Annotated in this window: 16 protein-coding genes; 4 read left to right on the plus strand and 12 right to left on the minus strand. The window is 40.4% G+C overall.

Going from position 1 to position 18,089, the window contains the following annotated elements; translation table 11 throughout:
- Window positions 1-78: 78 nt before the first annotated feature.
- Window positions 79-1,068, plus strand: coding sequence for a lysophospholipid acyltransferase family protein (locus HHA41_RS01285; RefSeq protein WP_168460161.1), 990 nt, complete (start codon window positions 79-81; stop codon window positions 1,066-1,068).
- On the opposite strand, the gene HHA41_RS01290 is transcribed toward HHA41_RS01285, so the two are convergent.
- The 3 genes from HHA41_RS01290 to HHA41_RS01300 form a co-directional block, all read right to left on the minus strand.
- Window positions 1,025-3,457 carry a DNA internalization-related competence protein ComEC/Rec2 gene (locus tag HHA41_RS01290; protein WP_168460162.1) on the minus strand — a complete coding sequence of 811 codons (2,433 nt, stop codon included), beginning with the start codon at window positions 3,455-3,457 and terminating at the stop codon, window positions 1,025-1,027. The genes HHA41_RS01285 and HHA41_RS01290 overlap by 44 nt on opposite strands.
- Window positions 3,458-3,611: 154 nt before the next feature.
- Complete coding sequence (gene lolD, locus HHA41_RS01295) at window positions 3,612-4,295, minus strand: lipoprotein-releasing ABC transporter ATP-binding protein LolD (protein WP_168460164.1); 684 nt, start codon at window positions 4,293-4,295, stop codon at window positions 3,612-3,614.
- On the minus strand, window positions 4,288-5,523 hold the full coding sequence (locus HHA41_RS01300) for a lipoprotein-releasing ABC transporter permease subunit (RefSeq protein ID WP_168417760.1): 1,236 nt from the start codon (window positions 5,521-5,523) through the stop codon (window positions 4,288-4,290). The genes lolD and HHA41_RS01300 overlap by 8 nt, the downstream gene beginning before the upstream one ends.
- Window positions 5,524-5,548: 25 nt before the next feature.
- Between HHA41_RS01300 and HHA41_RS01305 the strand changes: the two genes are divergently transcribed.
- Complete coding sequence (locus tag HHA41_RS01305; protein WP_168460165.1) at window positions 5,549-6,121, plus strand: PilZ domain-containing protein; 573 nt, start codon at window positions 5,549-5,551, stop codon at window positions 6,119-6,121.
- Between the two features lie 67 nt (window positions 6,122-6,188).
- Here the strand turns inward: HHA41_RS01305 and HHA41_RS01310 are convergent, their stop codons facing one another.
- Both HHA41_RS01310 and HHA41_RS01315 read right to left on the minus strand, forming a co-directional pair.
- Window positions 6,189-7,106, minus strand: a complete 918-nt coding sequence (locus HHA41_RS01310; protein WP_168460166.1) for an EamA family transporter — start codon at window positions 7,104-7,106, stop codon at window positions 6,189-6,191.
- Window positions 7,107-7,118: 12 nt separating this feature from the next.
- Window positions 7,119-7,598 (minus strand): YaiI/YqxD family protein, encoded by a 480-nt coding sequence (locus tag HHA41_RS01315; RefSeq protein WP_168417757.1) that lies wholly within the window; start codon window positions 7,596-7,598, stop codon window positions 7,119-7,121.
- 240 nt (window positions 7,599-7,838) lie between these two features.
- Here HHA41_RS01315 and HHA41_RS01320 point away from each other — a divergent pair, with 240 nt between their 5' ends.
- Together HHA41_RS01320 and HHA41_RS01325 are read left to right on the plus strand one after the other, a co-directional pair.
- Complete coding sequence (locus HHA41_RS01320; RefSeq protein WP_168417756.1) at window positions 7,839-8,771, plus strand: hypothetical protein; 933 nt, start codon at window positions 7,839-7,841, stop codon at window positions 8,769-8,771.
- A gap of 420 nt (window positions 8,772-9,191) precedes the next feature.
- Window positions 9,192-9,332: a hypothetical protein gene (locus HHA41_RS01325; protein ID WP_168417755.1), complete on the plus strand. Its 141-nt coding sequence runs from the start codon at window positions 9,192-9,194 to the stop codon at window positions 9,330-9,332.
- A 103-nt stretch (window positions 9,333-9,435) separates the two neighbouring features.
- Here HHA41_RS01325 and serC read toward each other — a convergent pair whose 3' ends face one another.
- The 7 genes from serC to HHA41_RS01360 form a co-directional block, all read right to left on the minus strand.
- Window positions 9,436-10,515: a 3-phosphoserine/phosphohydroxythreonine transaminase gene (serC, locus tag HHA41_RS01330; protein ID WP_168460168.1), complete on the minus strand. Its 1,080-nt coding sequence runs from the start codon at window positions 10,513-10,515 to the stop codon at window positions 9,436-9,438.
- A gap of 174 nt (window positions 10,516-10,689) precedes the next feature.
- Window positions 10,690-11,133, minus strand: coding sequence for a DUF3887 domain-containing protein (locus HHA41_RS01335; protein ID WP_168460169.1), 444 nt, complete (start codon window positions 11,131-11,133; stop codon window positions 10,690-10,692).
- A gap of 84 nt (window positions 11,134-11,217) precedes the next feature.
- Window positions 11,218-14,199, minus strand: a complete 2,982-nt coding sequence (gyrA, locus tag HHA41_RS01340; RefSeq protein ID WP_168460171.1) for a DNA gyrase subunit A — start codon at window positions 14,197-14,199, stop codon at window positions 11,218-11,220.
- A gap of 301 nt (window positions 14,200-14,500) precedes the next feature.
- Entirely contained in the window at window positions 14,501-15,106 is a 606-nt protein-coding gene (locus HHA41_RS01345; RefSeq protein WP_168460173.1) for a hypothetical protein, read from the minus strand.
- 261 nt (window positions 15,107-15,367) lie between these two features.
- Window positions 15,368-16,300: an FAD-binding protein gene (locus tag HHA41_RS01350; protein ID WP_168460175.1), complete on the minus strand. Its 933-nt coding sequence runs from the start codon at window positions 16,298-16,300 to the stop codon at window positions 15,368-15,370.
- Window positions 16,301-16,318: 18 nt separating this feature from the next.
- Window positions 16,319-17,068 carry an electron transfer flavoprotein subunit beta/FixA family protein gene (locus HHA41_RS01355; RefSeq protein ID WP_168417750.1) on the minus strand — a complete coding sequence of 250 codons (750 nt, stop codon included), beginning with the start codon at window positions 17,066-17,068 and terminating at the stop codon, window positions 16,319-16,321.
- A 546-nt stretch (window positions 17,069-17,614) separates the two neighbouring features.
- Entirely contained in the window at window positions 17,615-17,986 is a 372-nt protein-coding gene (locus HHA41_RS01360; RefSeq protein WP_168460177.1) for a hypothetical protein, read from the minus strand.
- Window positions 17,987-18,089: the final 103 nt, after the last annotated feature.

The raw sequence follows: 18,089 nt of genomic DNA on the forward strand, positions 1-18,089 counted from the left end.
GCAAAAACTGTCTAAAGCCTGTATTTTCTCCTATAATATTTCGCATCTTTATTCTTTTGACCAATTGACGCTGTCGTTATGACCCAACCTGCACCTACAACGTCTTTATCGCGCTTGCTGCATTTTGTCAGTCGTCAACCTTTGTCTGTTGCGCGTGTTTTTGCCAAATCGTTGGCTTTTTTGGTCAATCGTCTACGTTTAAGTAAAACCTCACAAACCATTGAACTGAATTTACAAATTGCACTTCCTGAATTAGACGCTCAGCAACGTAAACTCGTTACCCAACAAGCGATTCGTAACGAACTCACCTCTTATTTTGAGTTTTTTCATATTTGGGGCTCAAGCAATCAAAAGAATATTCAAAGAATTCATCAAGTACACGGTTTAGATTTATTACAAGAAGCACTTGCCCAACAAAAAGGCGTGGTGTTGATTGTGCCGCATTTTGGCACTTGGGAAATTATGAATGCATGGATTGCACAATTTACCCCAATGACCATTATGTATAAGCCAGTGAAAAATCCTGCTGCAGATGACTTTGTTCGTCAGGCACGTAGCCGTGAACAGGCGAATTTAGTTCCAACCGATGAGTCTGGCGTGCGTCAGATTTTTAAAGCCCTGAAACAAGGCGGTACTACGGTGATTCTGCCTGATCATACTCCCAATGTGGGCGGTGAAATGATTCCATTTTTTGGCATCCCTTTGGAATCGAGCAATTTAAGTGCCAAACTAATTCAAAAAACTAAAGCCAGCGCCCTACTTTTATATGCATTGAGAAATGAAAATCAGGGTTTTGATATTCATATCGAAGCGATTGACGAACAAATTTATGAAAGTCATGCCAATGCTGGTACAGCAATTATTCACCGTGAAATTGAAGACCTAATTCGTCGTTATCCTGCGCATTATCATTGGAGTTATAAACGATACAAAGCCCATCCAGATTTACGCGGGGTTTATCACAAGCCTACGCATGAAGCCTTGGCTGATGTTCAAGCTGTGCGCATGCAAGCTCAGAATCAAGTTAACGCTGCAGCCACAACTTCTGTTGCCGATACGGCTGTATAAGCATGCGGTGTGGCGCATCTAAATAAAAACGTAAACTTCCATGCTGAGCCGTATACATGAATGGAATATTCAGATCGACCAAACGTTGCTCAACGATAGGGCTAGGATGCCCATAACGATTGTCAAAACCTGCCGATGCCACAGCCAGTTTAGGCCGAAAATGTGCTAAAAAATCATAAGCAGAGCTGTGTTTACTGCCATGATGCCCCAAAATTAAAACATCCACGTTTAAATCAGGATAATCCTGTAAAATTTGATATTCAGTTGCCCAGCCTGTATCGGCCATCAGCAAAAAGTCCTGATAAGGTTGTGCATTTGGCACATGAATATGTAGCACACAAGCGTATTCATTCTGCTGCTGTGCGGCATACTGTAACTGACTTGGTTTTGGAGAGAGTACCTGTATGCGTACTTGATGTGGTAAATTCCATTGTTGCCCTTGGTAACAAAATTCAAACTGGGTATTTTCAGTCACATTCACCGCTTGATTGGCACTAACCTTATGGATATTGATTTCATTTTTCAAATAAGCAAAAGCACCGCTATGATCTTGGTCTAAATGCGTGAGCATTACATGATCTAGCGTACTGATGCCCTGCACAGATAAAAATGGACGTATAATCTGCTGCCCGACACTAAACTTGCTTTCGTCATAATATCCGCCCACATCAATCATCATACTGTACGAACCAGAACGCAGAAATACGGCTTGCCCTTGCCCGACATCCAACACCACCAACTCAAACTTTTGTCGTTGCGGGTCAATTAAAATGAGGGGTACAAAGCATAAGGCAGCCCAAGTCTTAGGCAAAACTGATTGTGGTAAAAACAGCAACAACAACCCTATACATAAACAAATATAAACTGCAGCCGACATTGCGATGCTAGATAGCTGTGGTGCAAATAAAGCGTCTATACCTCGAAATATCAGTAACAACAAAGCCAGTAAATTATCATTCAGTTGAAACAATACTGCTGACAATGGCTCAAATAGAAAAAAGCTAAGACCTGCCAAAATATCTAAGGGTACAATCACTAACCCAATGAAAGGAATGGCCACGATATTGCTTAAAGGAGCAATCCAAGAGACTTGCTTAAAAAACACAATCACCAGTGGTAACAAGGCAATGAATATTTTCCATTGCGATTCAACTAAAATTTTAAAGCCCTGCCAGAATTGTTGCCAGCGACTGAGATAAATACGTTTGGGTTGATGATGCAGGCTCTGATAAATTCGCAGCAAAATAAAACATGCACCATAAGATAGCCAAAATGCTGCTGACAATACTCTCAAAGGATCTAAATAGAGCAACAAAGCAGCGCTGTAAATCAGTAAGGCAAAACTGCTTATTTTTTGCTTCAGCAGCAACATTATTGTGACGACACTGCACATCAACAAAGTTCTGAGTGCTGGAATTTCAAAACCGACAAATGCCGTGTATAACCCTACACAGCTTAAAAACGGCAACAACAATAGGTATTGTCTAGGCATCCACAAATAGTAATGCGGGCGATAACCCCTAATTAAGCGATCCAAACCCCAACACAGCATTGCCGCAAAAATCAGTACGTGCGGCCCCGAAATTGCCAGTAAATGACTAATCCCAAAGCGTTGAAATTGATCTTCAATTTCACTAGATAACAGACTTTTATCGCCCGTGAGTAACGCTAAAAGCAGACCTTTATGTTGTAGAGACTGCTGTTGAATAAATGCTCGAATTTGATAACGCTGTTGTTCTATCCACAGCCGAAATTTTGCCCAAAGCGTGTGTTGTGCACGCCAATGCTTGCTCAGACCCATGCTATAAATCTGTTCGGCAGAAATAGACTGGACATGAGTTACCCGAAAATTGCCCATGATATTTTGCTGCAAATACCATTGCTCTACATCAAATACTCCTGCAGTCGCATAGCTATGCGCAGGGTAAACCGTACCACTGAGCTTATAATACTGACCTAATTCTAAGTCGGGTAATACTGAATTTTGAGCTAAAGTCGCAAGCCATGTGACTGTTTGTGGATGTCGATTCAGCACCTCAACAGGTTGTGAAACACTGTTGTCTTTTAACTGGTTTAATTGCCCTACATAGACGATAACTTCTGTAGTGTCACGTTGCAATTCACGCCATTGCATACGCCGCTGTAACTGTGAATCTGCGTAAAGCCAGCCTAAAATAAAACACAATAGACTGGCCAAAACCCCATTCAATAATTTCCAGTACACGGAAGGCAAACGCTGCTGCACATAAACTTGCAGCCCAATACACAATATAAAAATGAATACCAGCACGCGTGGTAATGCGTTTAGAGTATCAAAAGGAAAAAATGAAGTACGTATTCCAACACAGGCAATTCCCATTACCCAAGCTAGCCCAATAAATTGCAGCATGAAAATTCAGTTTATTATTTTTATTGGCAAGCATCATAAAGCCCGCCGAAGCGGGCTTCAATAAAAGAGTCTTATTCCACTAATGTAGCTTAGCTCAAGTATCCACAGTGACCTACGTTAAGGTTAATAAGGGCATGGTCAAATTTAAGAATTTTTAACCATCTACCCAAACACCATCTTGCATGTGCAAAATGATATCGGCAGATTTCGCCAACTCTTCATCGTGAGTCACAATCAACATAGCCATGTTCATTTCACTACGCAATTCACGCAGAAGTTCAAACACTTTGACTGCAGTTTTACGGTCTAAATTACCTGTGGGTTCATCGGCAAGCATCAGTGCAGGTTTGGCGACCAAAGCACGTGCTAAGGCAACACGCTGACGTTCCCCACCCGACAATTCGCCAGGTTTATGGGTTAAACGGTGTGATAAACCGACACGTTCTAGCAAGTATTCTGCTTGTGCTTTCACTTCTTTAAATTGCGTACCTGCACGTAACATCAGCGGCATTGCAACATTTTCTAACGCAGTAAACTCAGGCAGCAAATGGTGAAACTGATAGACAAAGCCTAAATACTGATTACGCAGATAACCACGCTCTGCTTCACCTAAATTATCAAAACGCTGCCCATTTAAAAATACCTCACCTGTACTTGGTCGATCTAAACCACCTAACACATGCAGCAAAGTACTTTTCCCTGAACCACTTGCACCCACAATCGACACAAACTGCCCTTGCTGTACCTGTAAATCTAATCCACGAATCACTTCCACAGTAGTTTTGCCATCGGTAAAGTGCTTAGAAACTTGTTTCGCTTCAAGAACAATTTTACTCATAACGCAATGCCTCTGCAGGTTGAATTTTTGCTGCACGTAACGCAGGGTAAATAGTTGCCAAGAAACTTAAAATTAACGACAGACTTACAATCACCACCACATCTTGCCATCTTAAATATGAAGGTAAGTAGTTGATAAAGTAAGCATCAAACAAGTTAAGCCCAAAAAGATTATTCAACCATGCAATAAAGCCACTAATGCTTGAAGCAAAAATAATACCCAAAATTGCCCCCGACACGGTGCCAATCACCCCAATGACAGTCCCTTGCACCATAAAGATTTTAGTAATGGTACTTGGCGATGCCCCCAAGGTTCTTAAAATTGCAATATCTGACTTTTTATCAGTCACGACCATGACCAATGAAGACACAATATTAAAAGCAGCCACCAAAACAATCAGGAATAACAACAGGCTGACCATCGCCTTTTCCATTTGAATGGCACTGAATAAATTACCGTGGGTATAGGTCCAGTCCGAAGCATAGAAGTTCGCTGGCAAATCTTGTACGATGTCTTGAGACACTTGTGGCGCAGCAAAAATATCATCCAGTTTTAAACGCACACCTTGTGCACCATCGGGTAAACGCAACAGAGTAGATGCATCATTCAAGGCAATATAGCCCATCATTGAATCAACTTCTGCACCAATACTAAAAATACCTACCACTTTGAAGCGCTTAAAACGTGGTACTACACCTGCTGGTGAGGGTGTCGCTTCAGGCAAAACCAGTGTGATATTGTCATTTAAACCTAAGCCCAAGGCATCGGTCATCTGTTTGCCTAAGACAATACCAAACTCACCTTTTTTAAGATTATCGATACTGCCTGCAACCATATGGTTTTGAATAATCGAAACTTTCTTTTCGTATTCGGGTTCAATCCCCGTCACCATAATGCCCGAAACCTGACCTTGCGCAGTTAACATGCCTTGTAATTGGGTAAATGGAGCAGCCCCAACTACATGCTTATGCTGCTCAACTTTCGTTGCAAGTTCTGGCCAATTTGTTAAAATTTGTGTTGATGAAACAGTGGCTTGAGGTATCATTCCCAAGACACGATTTTTTAACTCGCGATCAAAACCATTCATCACCGAAAGTACGGTAATGAGGACGGCAACACCCAAAGTTAGACCGATCATTGAAACTAAGGCAATAAAAGAAATAAAGTGGTTACTGCGCCGTGCGCGCGTATATCTCAACCCTATATATAGCGAGATTGGTTTAAACATACCATCTAGTCCGAGGTAATACATTATGGAAAATTTACAGCATCAAAGTGTCCCGTCCGAACGTCGTGTAATGTCACGAATTGATGCTGCCTTAAGAATCAATTATCAGATCATTTCAGACGATGTTGCCTTAAATGACCCTTACGATCCTAATTTTGTTTTACCGCGTTATTTTCTACTACTCGCAGAATTAGATCAATTTGATCATGCCCTAAACTACGAATTAGAACAATTAACTGAAAAAGATCAACAAATTGCTCGAATCTTATCCTTATTCAACCAAAAATTAAACCTTATTACGGGGTCTTTGTACGATGCAATTGTACAAAGCATGTTACCTGTGCCTGAACAGGTCAATTTTTCAGAAAGTGGTTTGAGCTTTTATAGTGACCGTGAATTAAATTCGGGCAGTTATATTCATGTCACGCTCAGCCATCCTGAAAATTTCTTTCATATCGCGGCAACTGCCCAAGTGGTGTATAGCCGTGAGGAAGAAAATGGCCAATATCGCACAGGTGCGTATTTTATTACCTTACACCCTCAAGACCGCGTCAAACTTACCGAAGCTGTCGCAATAAAACAAGGTAAAGATATCTGAGTAAAGCCTAACAAAATACAATTAAAAAGAAAGTGACTTTCAAATTCTATGTAGCTTTAAGCCTTGTTTAAGATGGTGATGATGATTTTATTTTTTGTGCCAAGCTGCGGCTGGTTTTTAAATCACGATAAAAATACAGGAATAAGCCTAACAACAATACCGATGCCCCCACAAAAACCATCATGGACAATGCTTCCTGATTAAACAATGCGCCAATCAATAAAGCCAGCATGGGCGTCATCACCGTTGTTAGCGATAAAGTGGTGGCCTGAATATTTTGCACCAACTTAAAATAACAGAACATGGCGATGAGTGAAGCCATGATCACGGTATAGAGCAAAGCGGCCATAGATTTCAAACTTGGCCAAGCTGTCGGAACATCTTGCCAAATAAAAGGCACAATACATAGGGCTGCAATAGTAGACACTAAAATTGAGCCTGTGGCTTGTGCAACAGGTTCAATCTTTGCATTGACCTTTTTAACCCAGAAAATGGACATCGCATAAGTCAGTACACTCAACAGCATTAAAGCAATCCCGACAGGGTGCACATGCTGCGTTTCTCCACCAAAACAAATAATGCCCAATCCAGTAATAGACACTAGCATACCCAACCACTGCAAACGTGCCAAATGCTGCTGAAATACAAAGCGACCAATCAAGCCTGCCATAATTGGCGCAAGTCCAAACATTAAAGCAATAATGCCCGAGCTTAAATAAGCTGTGGCAATGTAGGTAAAAATTTGCGAGCCAATTAAACTAAACGAGCCAGCTAAATAGCTGTGCCATGCCTGTGCATGACATGGAAAATGTACTTTGAATAGCAACAATAAAGTCACCGCCATGGGCAATGCTAGAAAGAACCGTAGCACCAATGCCCACAGCACGGGTAAATCCGACACACTCCACACAATCGCCAAAGGTGTCGTTGCCCAAATGAAAACCAATCCTGCATAGGTCATCATAATATTGGTTTTAGATGGCATATCGGGCTCGTATTAAGCAGTTTTACGTTTTTGCTTTTGAATGGTTTGGTCTAAGCTACTGGAAAACTCACGTTTATCTCGTTCTGAAATGGGTGCAGGTCCACCTGTTTGTACCCCCGCACCACGTAAGGTATCCATAAAATCACGCAAATGCAGCCGTGCTTTCACATTGGCTACCGTATACACTTCACCGCGTGGATGAATCGCAATTCCACCCTTCTCAATCACCTGAGCTGCAAGTGGAATATCCTGAGTGATCACAATGTCATGCGCTTTCATGCGGTCTACAATTTCCTGATCAGCTGCATCTGCACCATGCATGACCTGAATGGAATTGATGCGTACCGAAGGCGTGATGCCCACAGATTGATTGGCAACAAAGGTAACTTCTAGCTGATAACGATCTGAAGCACGTAGAATCACTTCTCTCAGAATTTTAGGCAATGCATCCGCATCGACCCAAAGTTTAAATGGCAGCACAGTACAACCCATCACAATAATATTGAACTAGTGTATCAAACTCACTGCAATACAGCCTGTTTTAAAATTTCAAATTATGCAGATGAAAGCATCCTGCAGACTATTTTTCATTACGATCTCAAATCGCTTTAGCTGATGTTGAATATATCGATGATCTCCTACATTTCTGTGAAATTTCAGCCAAAGACTTGAAAAATCAAAATAACCCTCGATCTAATAGTAAAGAACAGAACCCAACATCTAAAAGTGCTTATGAACAATCAAAATAGACCAGAAATCATCCGCATTGAAGATCAAAACTTCGGTAGCCATGTAGAACATTGGAATTTACTGACGGATGAACCCTGCACTGAAGTTCCAAAATGGTTAGGGCTGGCTCTAGATGCACCAATTATGCCAATGGGTTTGTGTCGCCAAGAATCAGAAATGGATCCTGCAACTTGGCTCATTCAAGGGCCAAGCAAACAAGCGGTACAGTTGGCGCAAGTAATTGCTGTTGAAAATAATAAACCACAAGCTGTTAAAATAGCTTTTCCGTGTTTTGAAAGTCCATACAAAGTCGAAGCCAAAATTGAACGTATAATTTGCTGTAAATCGAATACCCAAGCGGTGCTTAGACTCAATTTAGGCAATAACAGTATTGTATATGCCTTTGATAGTCTCTATAGCGTAAACCACCAGCAATACCAAAAAGACCAAAGCTATTGGGTACATTTAAATGCATGGGCATACGAACTGGAAACCGTGGCCGAAGGTGAACAATTAGTAGTAGATGATCCTGCTTCAATCAAACACCACCGTGCCTTAAATGATATTTTGGCTGCCAATGATGGCGTTGCACCACCAAATTTGCAGGAACAAATTGATGCATGGCAGCCCAAATCTGAAGATGATCAGGCACCTGTCACCGTCGATTTTTCTAAAATGGTGGCATATTTATATGGTGAAAATATTGGTCAGGAAGATGAAGCATGGTTTCAGGGCAACGTGGTTGGCAAAACCAGTTTTGAATTCATGAATCAAAACTATACTGTTTATGATGTCACCCTGATTCATGATGAAAATCAGCCTGCTATTTTGATTCGTATTGCGACTAAAAACCCTGCCCATCAAAATTTTGAAATTGGACAATACATTCGTGGCAACATCTGGATTCAAGCCTACATTCACAATAAAAAACAGTAAGTTATTTATTTAACCTTTCTAATCGCCCATCGATACAATGTATCTAAAAGATGGGCGATTTTTTATTTTATTTAGGGTTAAATCGTTACCTCTATAAAAGAATTGTGGATAAACTGCCGATTATTTAATCGTTTTAAATTCAAAATAGGCCCATTTATCCACAGTTTTAAATTTATTATAAATTCAAAAATCAACTCAATTTAAAATATAAGTTGTGGATAAATTATTTAAAATAGAATTACATCAAATAATCGCAAAGCCTTAAACAGCAAGGATTTGGAAAATCTACTGTAATTATTTCAATATCGATACTTAAATCTGCTTAAAATAAAATTAGTACTTTATTTAATCAATTTTTTATGCTAAAAATATGGCTTACTACATATTTAACGATAAATAGATCATCGGAAAATAATATCTATGAAAATCGTGCAAGAAGAAAACTTACAGCATGTTGAACATCAGTTAGAGCAACGCTACCAACTCGATGCAATGTCTTGCCTATTTTTTGCATTAGGCATGCTGCTCTCTGCTTATGCTTTACACTATTTTGTTTTCTAATATCTAATGTTCTAAGTTGAATTCTCTAAACTGAAGCCAAATACTCACCTTCATTCCAAAAAAAACCCAGCTTTTCAGCTGGGTTTTTGCTTTCGCTGAGCAATTAACCGTGACGTTTTGCAAAGTCATCCATAAAGTTCACGAGAGCTTGCACACCTTCTAATGGCACAGCATTATAAATACTTGCACGCATACCACCCACAGAACGGTGACCTGCCAAATTCAGTAAACGATTGTCTTCGGCTTCTTGCAAAAATGCTTTTTCAAGTGCTGCATCCGCTAACGTAAATGGCACATTCATGATTGAGCGGTTTGCTGTGTAAATTGGATTTGCATAGAAGTCACTTGAATCGATATAGCCATACAACAATCTAGCTTTTTCCAAATTGGCTTGATGAATTTTATCCACACCACCATTTTGCAATAACCACTCAAACACCAAACCAGATAAATACCATGCATAAGTTGCAGGAGTATTCACCATCGAATCATTTTTTGCTTGCGATGAATATTTCAAAATGCTTGGAATTTCTGGCTTAGCTTGATCAAGCAAGTCTTCACGTACAATGACGATGGTTAGACCCGCAGGGCCAATATTTTTTTGCGCACCCGCATAAATTAAACCAAATTTAGATACATCTAAAGGTGCAGATAAAATGCTCGATGAGAAATCGCATACCAATGGCTTATCTGTTTCAGGAATATTGGCAAACTGCAAACCACCAATGGTTTCGTTATCGGCATAATGCACATAAGCAGCATCGGCAGATAAATTCCATTGGCTTTGTTCGCTAATGGCATGTTTGCCTTCAATTTGAATACCCGCTTCTACGACATTGATATCGCCATAGCGCTGCGCTTCTTTTAATGCTTTTTCAGACCAAATTCCTGTATGGATATAATCTGCTTTGTTATTTTTACCCAACAAATTCAACGGAATTGCAGAAAACTGCAACGATGCACCACCCTGTAAGAACAATACTTTGTAGTTCTCAGGAATATTCATTAAAGTGCGTAAATCTGCTTCAGCCTTTTCTGCAACAGCCACATAGTCTTTGCTACGATGGCTCATTTCCATAATGGAAAGTCCCTTGCCATGCCAATCCAGCATTTCAGCTTGGGCTTTTTCTAAAACGGCTGTAGGTAATGCAGCAGGACCAGCACAGAAATTGTACGCGCGCATGATTTTTCCTTATCTATGTGAAACACAATAAAATGATGGCATTTAACCACATCTTGCCCTGACTTGCATAAAATTATTTCAATATCAAATGCCAGATGCAGTCATAAAATCAATCTTTCACAATATTTATTTGTAGCATTCTCAATTCATCATAAAATTTCAGGATAGATCAGTTTACTCACCAAACACCTGAATATTTAAATTCCGAATTTTAGGTTGCTGCGTTGTAGTTGCTGAATTTGCTACAGCATCAAAACTTACATCGTATTGCACCAAGTTTTTAGGATAAGCAATTTCATAACTGATTTTATATTGCTTGCCCTGATTGGCTTGTTGCTCAATTTTCTTAGTCATCAACGTGCGAGAACGCTCTGCATCTTTAGGAATAGACTTGGAAAACTTTTTCATGACCCGTTGATTGTCCTGAAAATACTGCTGCAACTCAGGCTCAAGATGTGTCAAAAACTGCTCATATTCACCATCACGTAATTGATCATAGGCAGCAAAGGCAACCTGTTGTTGTGCCGCCGTTGGTTCAGGTACCTGATCTTGTGATTGCTTACAGCCAACTAAACTCAGCATCGTTGCAGCAAAGATCAAAGCTACTTTTTTCTTCATCGTTGTTTCCATTTTGGCTCTGTAAGAATAAGGACGCCGAAGCGCCCTTATTTCTATCATTTTCTTTGCTCTTAATTGAATTACTTAGTCAGCACTTTCTTGATCATTGGCTGCATCGGTTGGTGTTGCTTCTGCTGCTGTTTCTGAAGTCTCTGAATTTTCTAAATCATCAGTTTCCTGATCTTCAATAAAATCGTCCTCTTCTTCAACTGTCTCAATCGCTTCTACGCCCACCAATGTTTCATTTTCACCCAAGCGAATTAAACGAACACCCTGTGCATTACGGCCTGTTTGCGCTACTTCAGATGCACGCGTACGCACCAAAGTACCACCATCAGAAATCAGCATCAGCTCTTTGCTTTCATCAATGGCAACCGCACCCACCAATTCACCGTTACGTTCCGAGGTTTTGATTGCAATAACCCCTTTACCACCACGTTTTTTAGTTGGGAAATCATCTACAGGCGTACGCTTACCATAACCATTGGCAGAAGCACACAGCACTTCGCCTGTTTCTGGAACAACAACTAATGACACAATACGACTGATAAATGCTGAATCTGAACTGTCTTCATCATCACCATCTACTTCTGCATCTTCGATGTCTTCAACTTGTGCTGAACCAAAGCTGACACGCATACCACGCACACCTTTGGCTGCACGCCCCATTGAACGAACATCGGTTTCTGCAAAACGAATCGCTTTACCTTCATTGGAGAACAACATAATTTGTTGTTCGCCATCAGTAATTGCAACACCAATTAAGGTATCTTCTTCATTCAGTTCAATGGCACGTAAACCATTCGAGCGAACGTTACTGAATTGTTCCAATTCAACACGCTTCACTGTGCCCGATGCTGTTGCCATAAATACATAGAAGTTTTTACGCAATGCTTCTGCTTGTGTAGCAAATTCAGCAATGATTTCATCATCTAGATCGGTTGCAGAAAGCTCCACACCCAATTGTTTTAACTGAACACGCAGTGCATCAGATAAATCATCACCATCTGCAAGCTCAGCAAAAGCAGCTTCTAGTTCAGCATAGTGAGCAGCAATAATGGCATTAGTCTGTAGATGTATCGCATTGGCTTTCACATAGCTACGGAAGTCTGCCAGACGTTCTGTAAATTTCTTCGGTGCATCAATCACAGGTAAAATCGCGGTGATGGTTTCATTGGCATCTAATGGCAACAAGTTCACCATTGGACGACCTTTTGCACCACGTGATGCTTGCGGCACTTCAAACACTTTCAGACGATAGACTTTACCTACATCGGTAAAGCACAGTACTGTTGCGTGGTTAGAGGTCACAATTAAATGCTGTACGTAATCGTCTTCTTTCATTGACGTTGCAGATTTACCACGACCACCACGACGCTGCGCAGCATAATCAGACAATGGCTGAGTTTTCGCATAACCTGTTTGTGAAACAGTCAGAACCACTTGTTCTTCTGGAATTAAATCTTCACGAGAGAAATCGATGCGTGATTCTACAATTTCAGTACGGCGTGCATCGCCATACTGTTGTAAAACCTGCGCCAATTCTTCACGAATCACACCCATCAACAAATTAAAGTCATTCAAAATTGCGGTCAATTCAGCAATCTGTGCCAAAATTTCAGAATATTCTGCATGTAATTTGTCTTGTTCCAGACCTGTTAAACGATGCAGACGTAATTCTAAAATTGCAGTCACTTGCGTAGGTGACAAACGGTAAATCTGTCCCTCCAAACCGAATGGACGATTTGGGTCTTCGCCTTCAATTTCATCTGGACGTACAGATACTGAACCTGCTTTTTCCAATAACGCCACGACACCGCCTGCAGCCCACTCGCCTGCCTGTAAACGCTCGCGCGCTTCGGCTGGGTTGGCAGAAGATTTAATGGTTTCGATGATGGCATCAATATTGGCTAAAGCAACGGTTAAGCCTTCTAAGATATGCCCTCGTTCACGTGCTTTACGCAATTCAAACATGGTACGGCGAGTCACTACTTCTTGGCGGTGACGAATAAATGCCGCAATAATATCTTTTAAGTTCATCAACTTTGGCTGACCATTGTCTAGGCAAACCATGTTGATGCTGAATGAGTTTTCTAATTGCGTATTCAAGAACAGATTGTTCACAATCACTTCAGCGTTTTCACCACGCTTTAAGTCAATTGCAATACGCATCCCTTCCTTATCGGACTCATCACGTAGTTCAGAAATACCTTCGAGTTTCTTTTCTTTTACCAGTTCAGCAATACGCTCAATGGTTTTCGCTTTATTAACCTGATAAGGGATTTCAGTAAAGACGATGGTGGTACGACCAGTTTTTTGATCTTCCTCAAAATGGTACTTACCACGAATATGCAAACGGCCTTTACCTGTACGGTAAGCATCTACAATGCCTGATTTACCGTAAATAATACCGCCTGTAGGGAAGTCTGGACCTGTAATATGTTCCATCAACCCTTCAATAGAAATATTTGGATTGTCTGCATAAGCCAAACACGCATGTACTACTTCGGTCATGTTGTGTGGCGCCATATTGGTCGCCATACCTACCGCAATACCCGCTGCACCGTTCACCAGTAAGTTTGGAATACGGGTTGGCATGACTTGAGGAATACGCTCAGAGCCGTCGTAGTTATCTTCCCAGTCAACTGTGTCTTTTTCTAAATCGGCCAACAGTTCATGGGTTAATTTACGCATACGCACTTCGGTATAACGCATAGCTGCTGCGCTATCGCCATCAATCGAACCGAAGTTACCCTGACCATCGACCAATTGATAACGCAAACTGAAGTCTTGCGCCATACGAACAATGGTTTCGTAAACAGCGGAGTCACCATGCGGGTGATATTTACCGATGACGTCACCGACTACACGGGCAGACTTTTTGTAAGCTTTGTTGTAGTCATTGCCCAATTCGTGCATTGCGAATAGCACACGACGATGCACAGGTTTTAGACCATCTCGTACATCTGGCAGCGCACGTGACACAATCACGCTCATCGCATAGTCTAAATACGAGTGCTTGAGTTCATCCTCAATGGCAATCGGTCTAATTTCCGATACGCTCATGCATACTCCTTATTCTGCAAACAAATTTTGCTTGCATTTTATATGTCGTAAAACTTGCAAATGATTAGCCTGAAATGCAGGCTAAAAATAAAATACAGCGAAAAATTATAGCATATACACCTGTGTTTTTGTGCTTTAGAGATGATCTTAATCTTGTTAATTTACTTAAATTTAGTGATGTTTTTTTATACTAATTTAAAAATTAAATTTCAATCTGACATAGGTATCATCTTCACCAACAAAATTGGCGAGACTGACTATATTTTAAAGTGGAATACGCTTAGAGCGACACGCAATAAACTTAATTTTCTGCAAGCTTATCTTGCTTCATTAAATGATAGGTAATGAAAAGCAAACCGAGAATTAATGGAAATTCATACAACTCTTCCATCAAATCTTTATATTGAATATCTCGAAGAAATAATGCATCAATGGCACGCTCATGCTCAATTGCATCAGAAATGATTAGTCCAGAAAATGCCAGCATTAGCGCCCAAATAGGCAACGTAAAATACTTCAACTTTTTCGCAATTTCTTTTCTAAGGTAGGGTGAAAACAGCATAAATACTACAGGTGCAATTAACATGACTGAAATTGCACGAAAATACGGCTTCGGGACTTCAGGAAAGTAGTCACGCCCCCAGCTAGTACTGCGCCCGAAAAGCAGCAACCACCAAAGTACAGCCCATAACCAAAACTGTTTGTTCCCACCTTGTAGCTGTAGCGGTCGAATATAAATAAAACTGAATATTGCACCAAAGAGCAACAACAGTGCCTGTAAATTTTCCACATAGCGAACCATTGCACCATCTAGCAATGGCACTTCTAAATCTGCAAAGAATGGAAATAAACAGCACAGCACTACAATAACCACTATGGGCCATGTAAGCCGAGTATCGACCAACAAAAGACTACTCCTACTCAAATTATAAAATTGAGCAAAGCTTAAAAAAGACGGTGGATAATATCATAAATGTTTTATATGGATAATAGCTCTGCAAGTTTTATCGCAGACCACCAAGACACTGCAAATAGGCTATCAGCGTTGTACTTAGATGACTTTGTGAATGCTTATGCTGAAAGCACTATCATTCTTTAATGCAAATTTGTCCATAAAAAAACGCCCCTATGCAATTCACATAGAGGCGTCTTGAACTGTGCTCAGAACTTAGATTTTAGAAACCAATTCTGGAACAACAGTGTTCAAATCACCCACTAACCAGTAGTCTGCTACTGCATTAATTGGTGCTTCTTCGTCTTTGTTGATTGCAACAATCACTTTAGAGTCTTTCATACCTGCCAAGTGCTGAATCGCACCAGAGATACCCACAGCGATGTACAAATCAGGTGCAACAATTTTACCTGTTTGACCAACTTGCATGTCGTTCGGTACGAAGCCTGCATCTACTGCAGCACGTGAAGCACCTTGTGCTGCACCAAGTTTGTCCGCTAATGGATCAAGTACTTTGTGATAGTTCTCACCAGAACCTACACCACGACCACCTGAAACCACAATACGCGCTGCTGTTAACTCTGGACGCTCTGATTTCACAATTTCTTCAGATACGAACTTAGAAATACCCGCATCGCCTTGTGATGCAGCAGCTTCAACTGCAGCTGAACCACCTTCTGCAGCAACAGGGTCAAATGCTGTACCACGTACAGTACCAACCACAATCGCTTCTGAAGATTCTACAGTCGCAATTGCGTTACCTGCATAAATTGGACGCTTGAATGTTTTTGCAGAATCTACAGCTACGATGTCTGTGATCATGCTGACATCAAGAAGTGCAGCCGCACGCGGTAAAATGTTTTTACCTGTTGTTGTAGAAGCAGCAAGGATATGGCTATAACCTTTGCCTAATTCTGCAACAAGTTTTGCAACGTTTTCAGCCAATTGGTTTGCATAAGCAGCATCGTCAGCAAGTAATACTTTGCTTACGCCTGCAACTTTAGCTGCTTGGTCTGCAACTGCTTGTGCACCAGAACCCGCAACCAATACAGTGACATCACCACCGATTTTTTGAGCTGCAGCAACAACGTTTAATGTTGCACCATTTAGTGCTTTATTGTCGTGCTCAGCGATAACTAAAATACTCATGATTTTTATCCTTCTGTATTAGATCACTTTCGCTTCGTTTTTCAATTTTTCTACAAGCTCATCTACAGATTTCACTTGTACGCCCGCTTTACGCTCAGCAGGTGCTTCAACTTTTACAGTTTTAAGCTTAGTACCTGTTGCTACGCCATAATCTGCAGGAGATTTGGTGTCTAGCGGTTTTTTACGTGCTTTCATGATGTTTGGAAGTGCCGCATAACGTGGCTCATTCAAACGTAAGTCAGTTGTAACAATTGCTGGAAGTGCAAGCTCAACAGTTTGCAAACCACCATCAATTTCACGCGTTACTTGAACTTTATCGCCATCCACTTTTACTTCTGAAGCAAAAGTACCCTGACCTGCACCCAGTAAAGCACCTAGCATTTGACCAACTTGGTTAGAGTCGTCATCAATGGCTTGCTTACCCAATAGAATAAGTTGTGGTTGTTCTTGCTCAACAACACCTTTTAAGATTTTAGCCACTTCAAGTGCACCAATCTCATCAGCTGTTTCAACCAAAATACCACGGTCTGCACCAAGCGCCATTGCAGAACGGATTTGTTCTTGCGCTTCTTTAGGACCAATGGATACCACGACGATTTCTGAAACAGTTCCTTTTTCTTTTAAACGAACCGCTTCTTCCACTGCGATTTCACAGAATGGGTTAATTGACATTTTAACGTTAGTTAGGTCAACCCCACTATTATCCGGCTTAACGCGAACTTTAACGTTGGCATCTACCACACGTTTTACAGCAACAAGAGCCTTCATGTAATCCTCGGCTGTTTTAGCAAAAGTAAATATTGAGAAAAGTTAATAATAACTCTTCGCTTTAAATTTTTTAGGTGTCCTATCTTGCTATGTGATCGGCATTTCGGTCAAGTCAGAATTGTCTAAACAAAGCGAAAAATGCCGAAAATAAACTGAACGATGCGTTCATACTTTTTTATTTGCAAAAATCCACAATCAAAGCGCTGATTATATAAACAATTTTAAGCTTTGATTTATATTATGTTTTTTATTGATTTATAACATCAACAAGATTGATTGAAAAATAGTTTAAATACAAAGATGTCTACAAAATATGCAAAATTCCTTACATAAAAACCGTTAACTAAACTGTCATTAAAGATAGAAACTGCCCTTATTTGCTTATTTTTTCCTGATAAAAACACCCTTTTTAAATGTGACTGTTAGTTCACTTCACAACATTGAAGCTTTTATTGGATAAGAAAGAAGCAATCTTTTGTATTTTAATGAGTATCAATGCACTACAACCCCATTACCTTCATGATTTAAGGCATAAAAAAACTCAGCTTAAACTTGCTGAGTTTCTAGGAAATCACGGTGAATATGGCTTAAATCAATCAGCTCATAGGCCTGTAAATTAAAAATTTCCCAAACCGCCAAAAAGTCTTCTTTCAGGTCAATTTTACTGGCACTGTTTGGACGTTCTTGCCACTGTTGATCTGAAATCCATAAATAGCTTTGTTGAGTCTGTGGGTTGATCGCTTGCATTTTACCTTCTGCATTAATGCCCTGAACTTGGCAATGCGCTGGCAATTCTTGCTCAATCATAGGCAAGCTAATCTCTACAAAGTGTTTTACCTGACGTAAGCCATAGCCAGCAAAAATTTCTTTTTGACTCGGACTGAGCTGGTCATATTTTTCTTGAAGATTTGAAATCATGGTTTTGCCTATCATTTGATATCCAAAGTGTTATGCAGTGGAACAAAAAATAATGTCATCCATGTCTATTATTCGTGTGACCCACTCTTTCTGCTTCTTTATA

Source organism: Acinetobacter sp. A1, assembly GCF_012371315.1.
Lineage (GTDB): Bacteria > Pseudomonadota > Gammaproteobacteria > Pseudomonadales > Moraxellaceae > Acinetobacter.

Bases quoted from the DNA above. Each gene is read 5' to 3' on its own strand.
- HHA41_RS01315 (WP_168417757.1), bottom strand. From the start codon at position 7,598: ATGGGTTGTACTGTGCTGCCATTTAAACTTTGGGTCGATGCGGATGCA.
- HHA41_RS01285 (WP_168460161.1), top strand. From the start codon at position 79: ATGACCCAACCTGCACCTACAACGTCTTTATCGCGCTTGCTGCATTTT.
- HHA41_RS01320 (WP_168417756.1), top strand. From the start codon at position 7,839: ATGAACAATCAAAATAGACCAGAAATCATCCGCATTGAAGATCAAAAC.
- gyrA (WP_168460171.1), bottom strand. From the start codon at position 14,199: ATGAGCGTATCGGAAATTAGACCGATTGCCATTGAGGATGAACTCAAG.
- HHA41_RS01310 (WP_168460166.1), bottom strand. From the start codon at position 7,106: ATGCCATCTAAAACCAATATTATGATGACCTATGCAGGATTGGTTTTC.
- lolD (WP_168460164.1), bottom strand. From the start codon at position 4,295: ATGAGTAAAATTGTTCTTGAAGCGAAACAAGTTTCTAAGCACTTTACC.
- serC (WP_168460168.1), bottom strand. From the start codon at position 10,515: ATGCGCGCGTACAATTTCTGTGCTGGTCCTGCTGCATTACCTACAGCC.
- HHA41_RS01355 (WP_168417750.1), bottom strand. From the start codon at position 17,068: ATGAAGGCTCTTGTTGCTGTAAAACGTGTGGTAGATGCCAACGTTAAA.
- HHA41_RS01300 (WP_168417760.1), bottom strand. From the start codon at position 5,523: ATGTTTAAACCAATCTCGCTATATATAGGGTTGAGATATACGCGCGCA.
- HHA41_RS01290 (WP_168460162.1), bottom strand. From the start codon at position 3,457: ATGCTGCAATTTATTGGGCTAGCTTGGGTAATGGGAATTGCCTGTGTT.
- HHA41_RS01350 (WP_168460175.1), bottom strand. From the start codon at position 16,300: ATGAGTATTTTAGTTATCGCTGAGCACGACAATAAAGCACTAAATGGT.
- HHA41_RS01360 (WP_168460177.1), bottom strand. From the start codon at position 17,986: ATGATTTCAAATCTTCAAGAAAAATATGACCAGCTCAGTCCGAGTCAA.
- HHA41_RS01305 (WP_168460165.1), top strand. From the start codon at position 5,549: ATGGAAAATTTACAGCATCAAAGTGTCCCGTCCGAACGTCGTGTAATG.
- HHA41_RS01335 (WP_168460169.1), bottom strand. From the start codon at position 11,133: ATGAAGAAAAAAGTAGCTTTGATCTTTGCTGCAACGATGCTGAGTTTA.
- HHA41_RS01325 (WP_168417755.1), top strand. From the start codon at position 9,192: ATGAAAATCGTGCAAGAAGAAAACTTACAGCATGTTGAACATCAGTTA.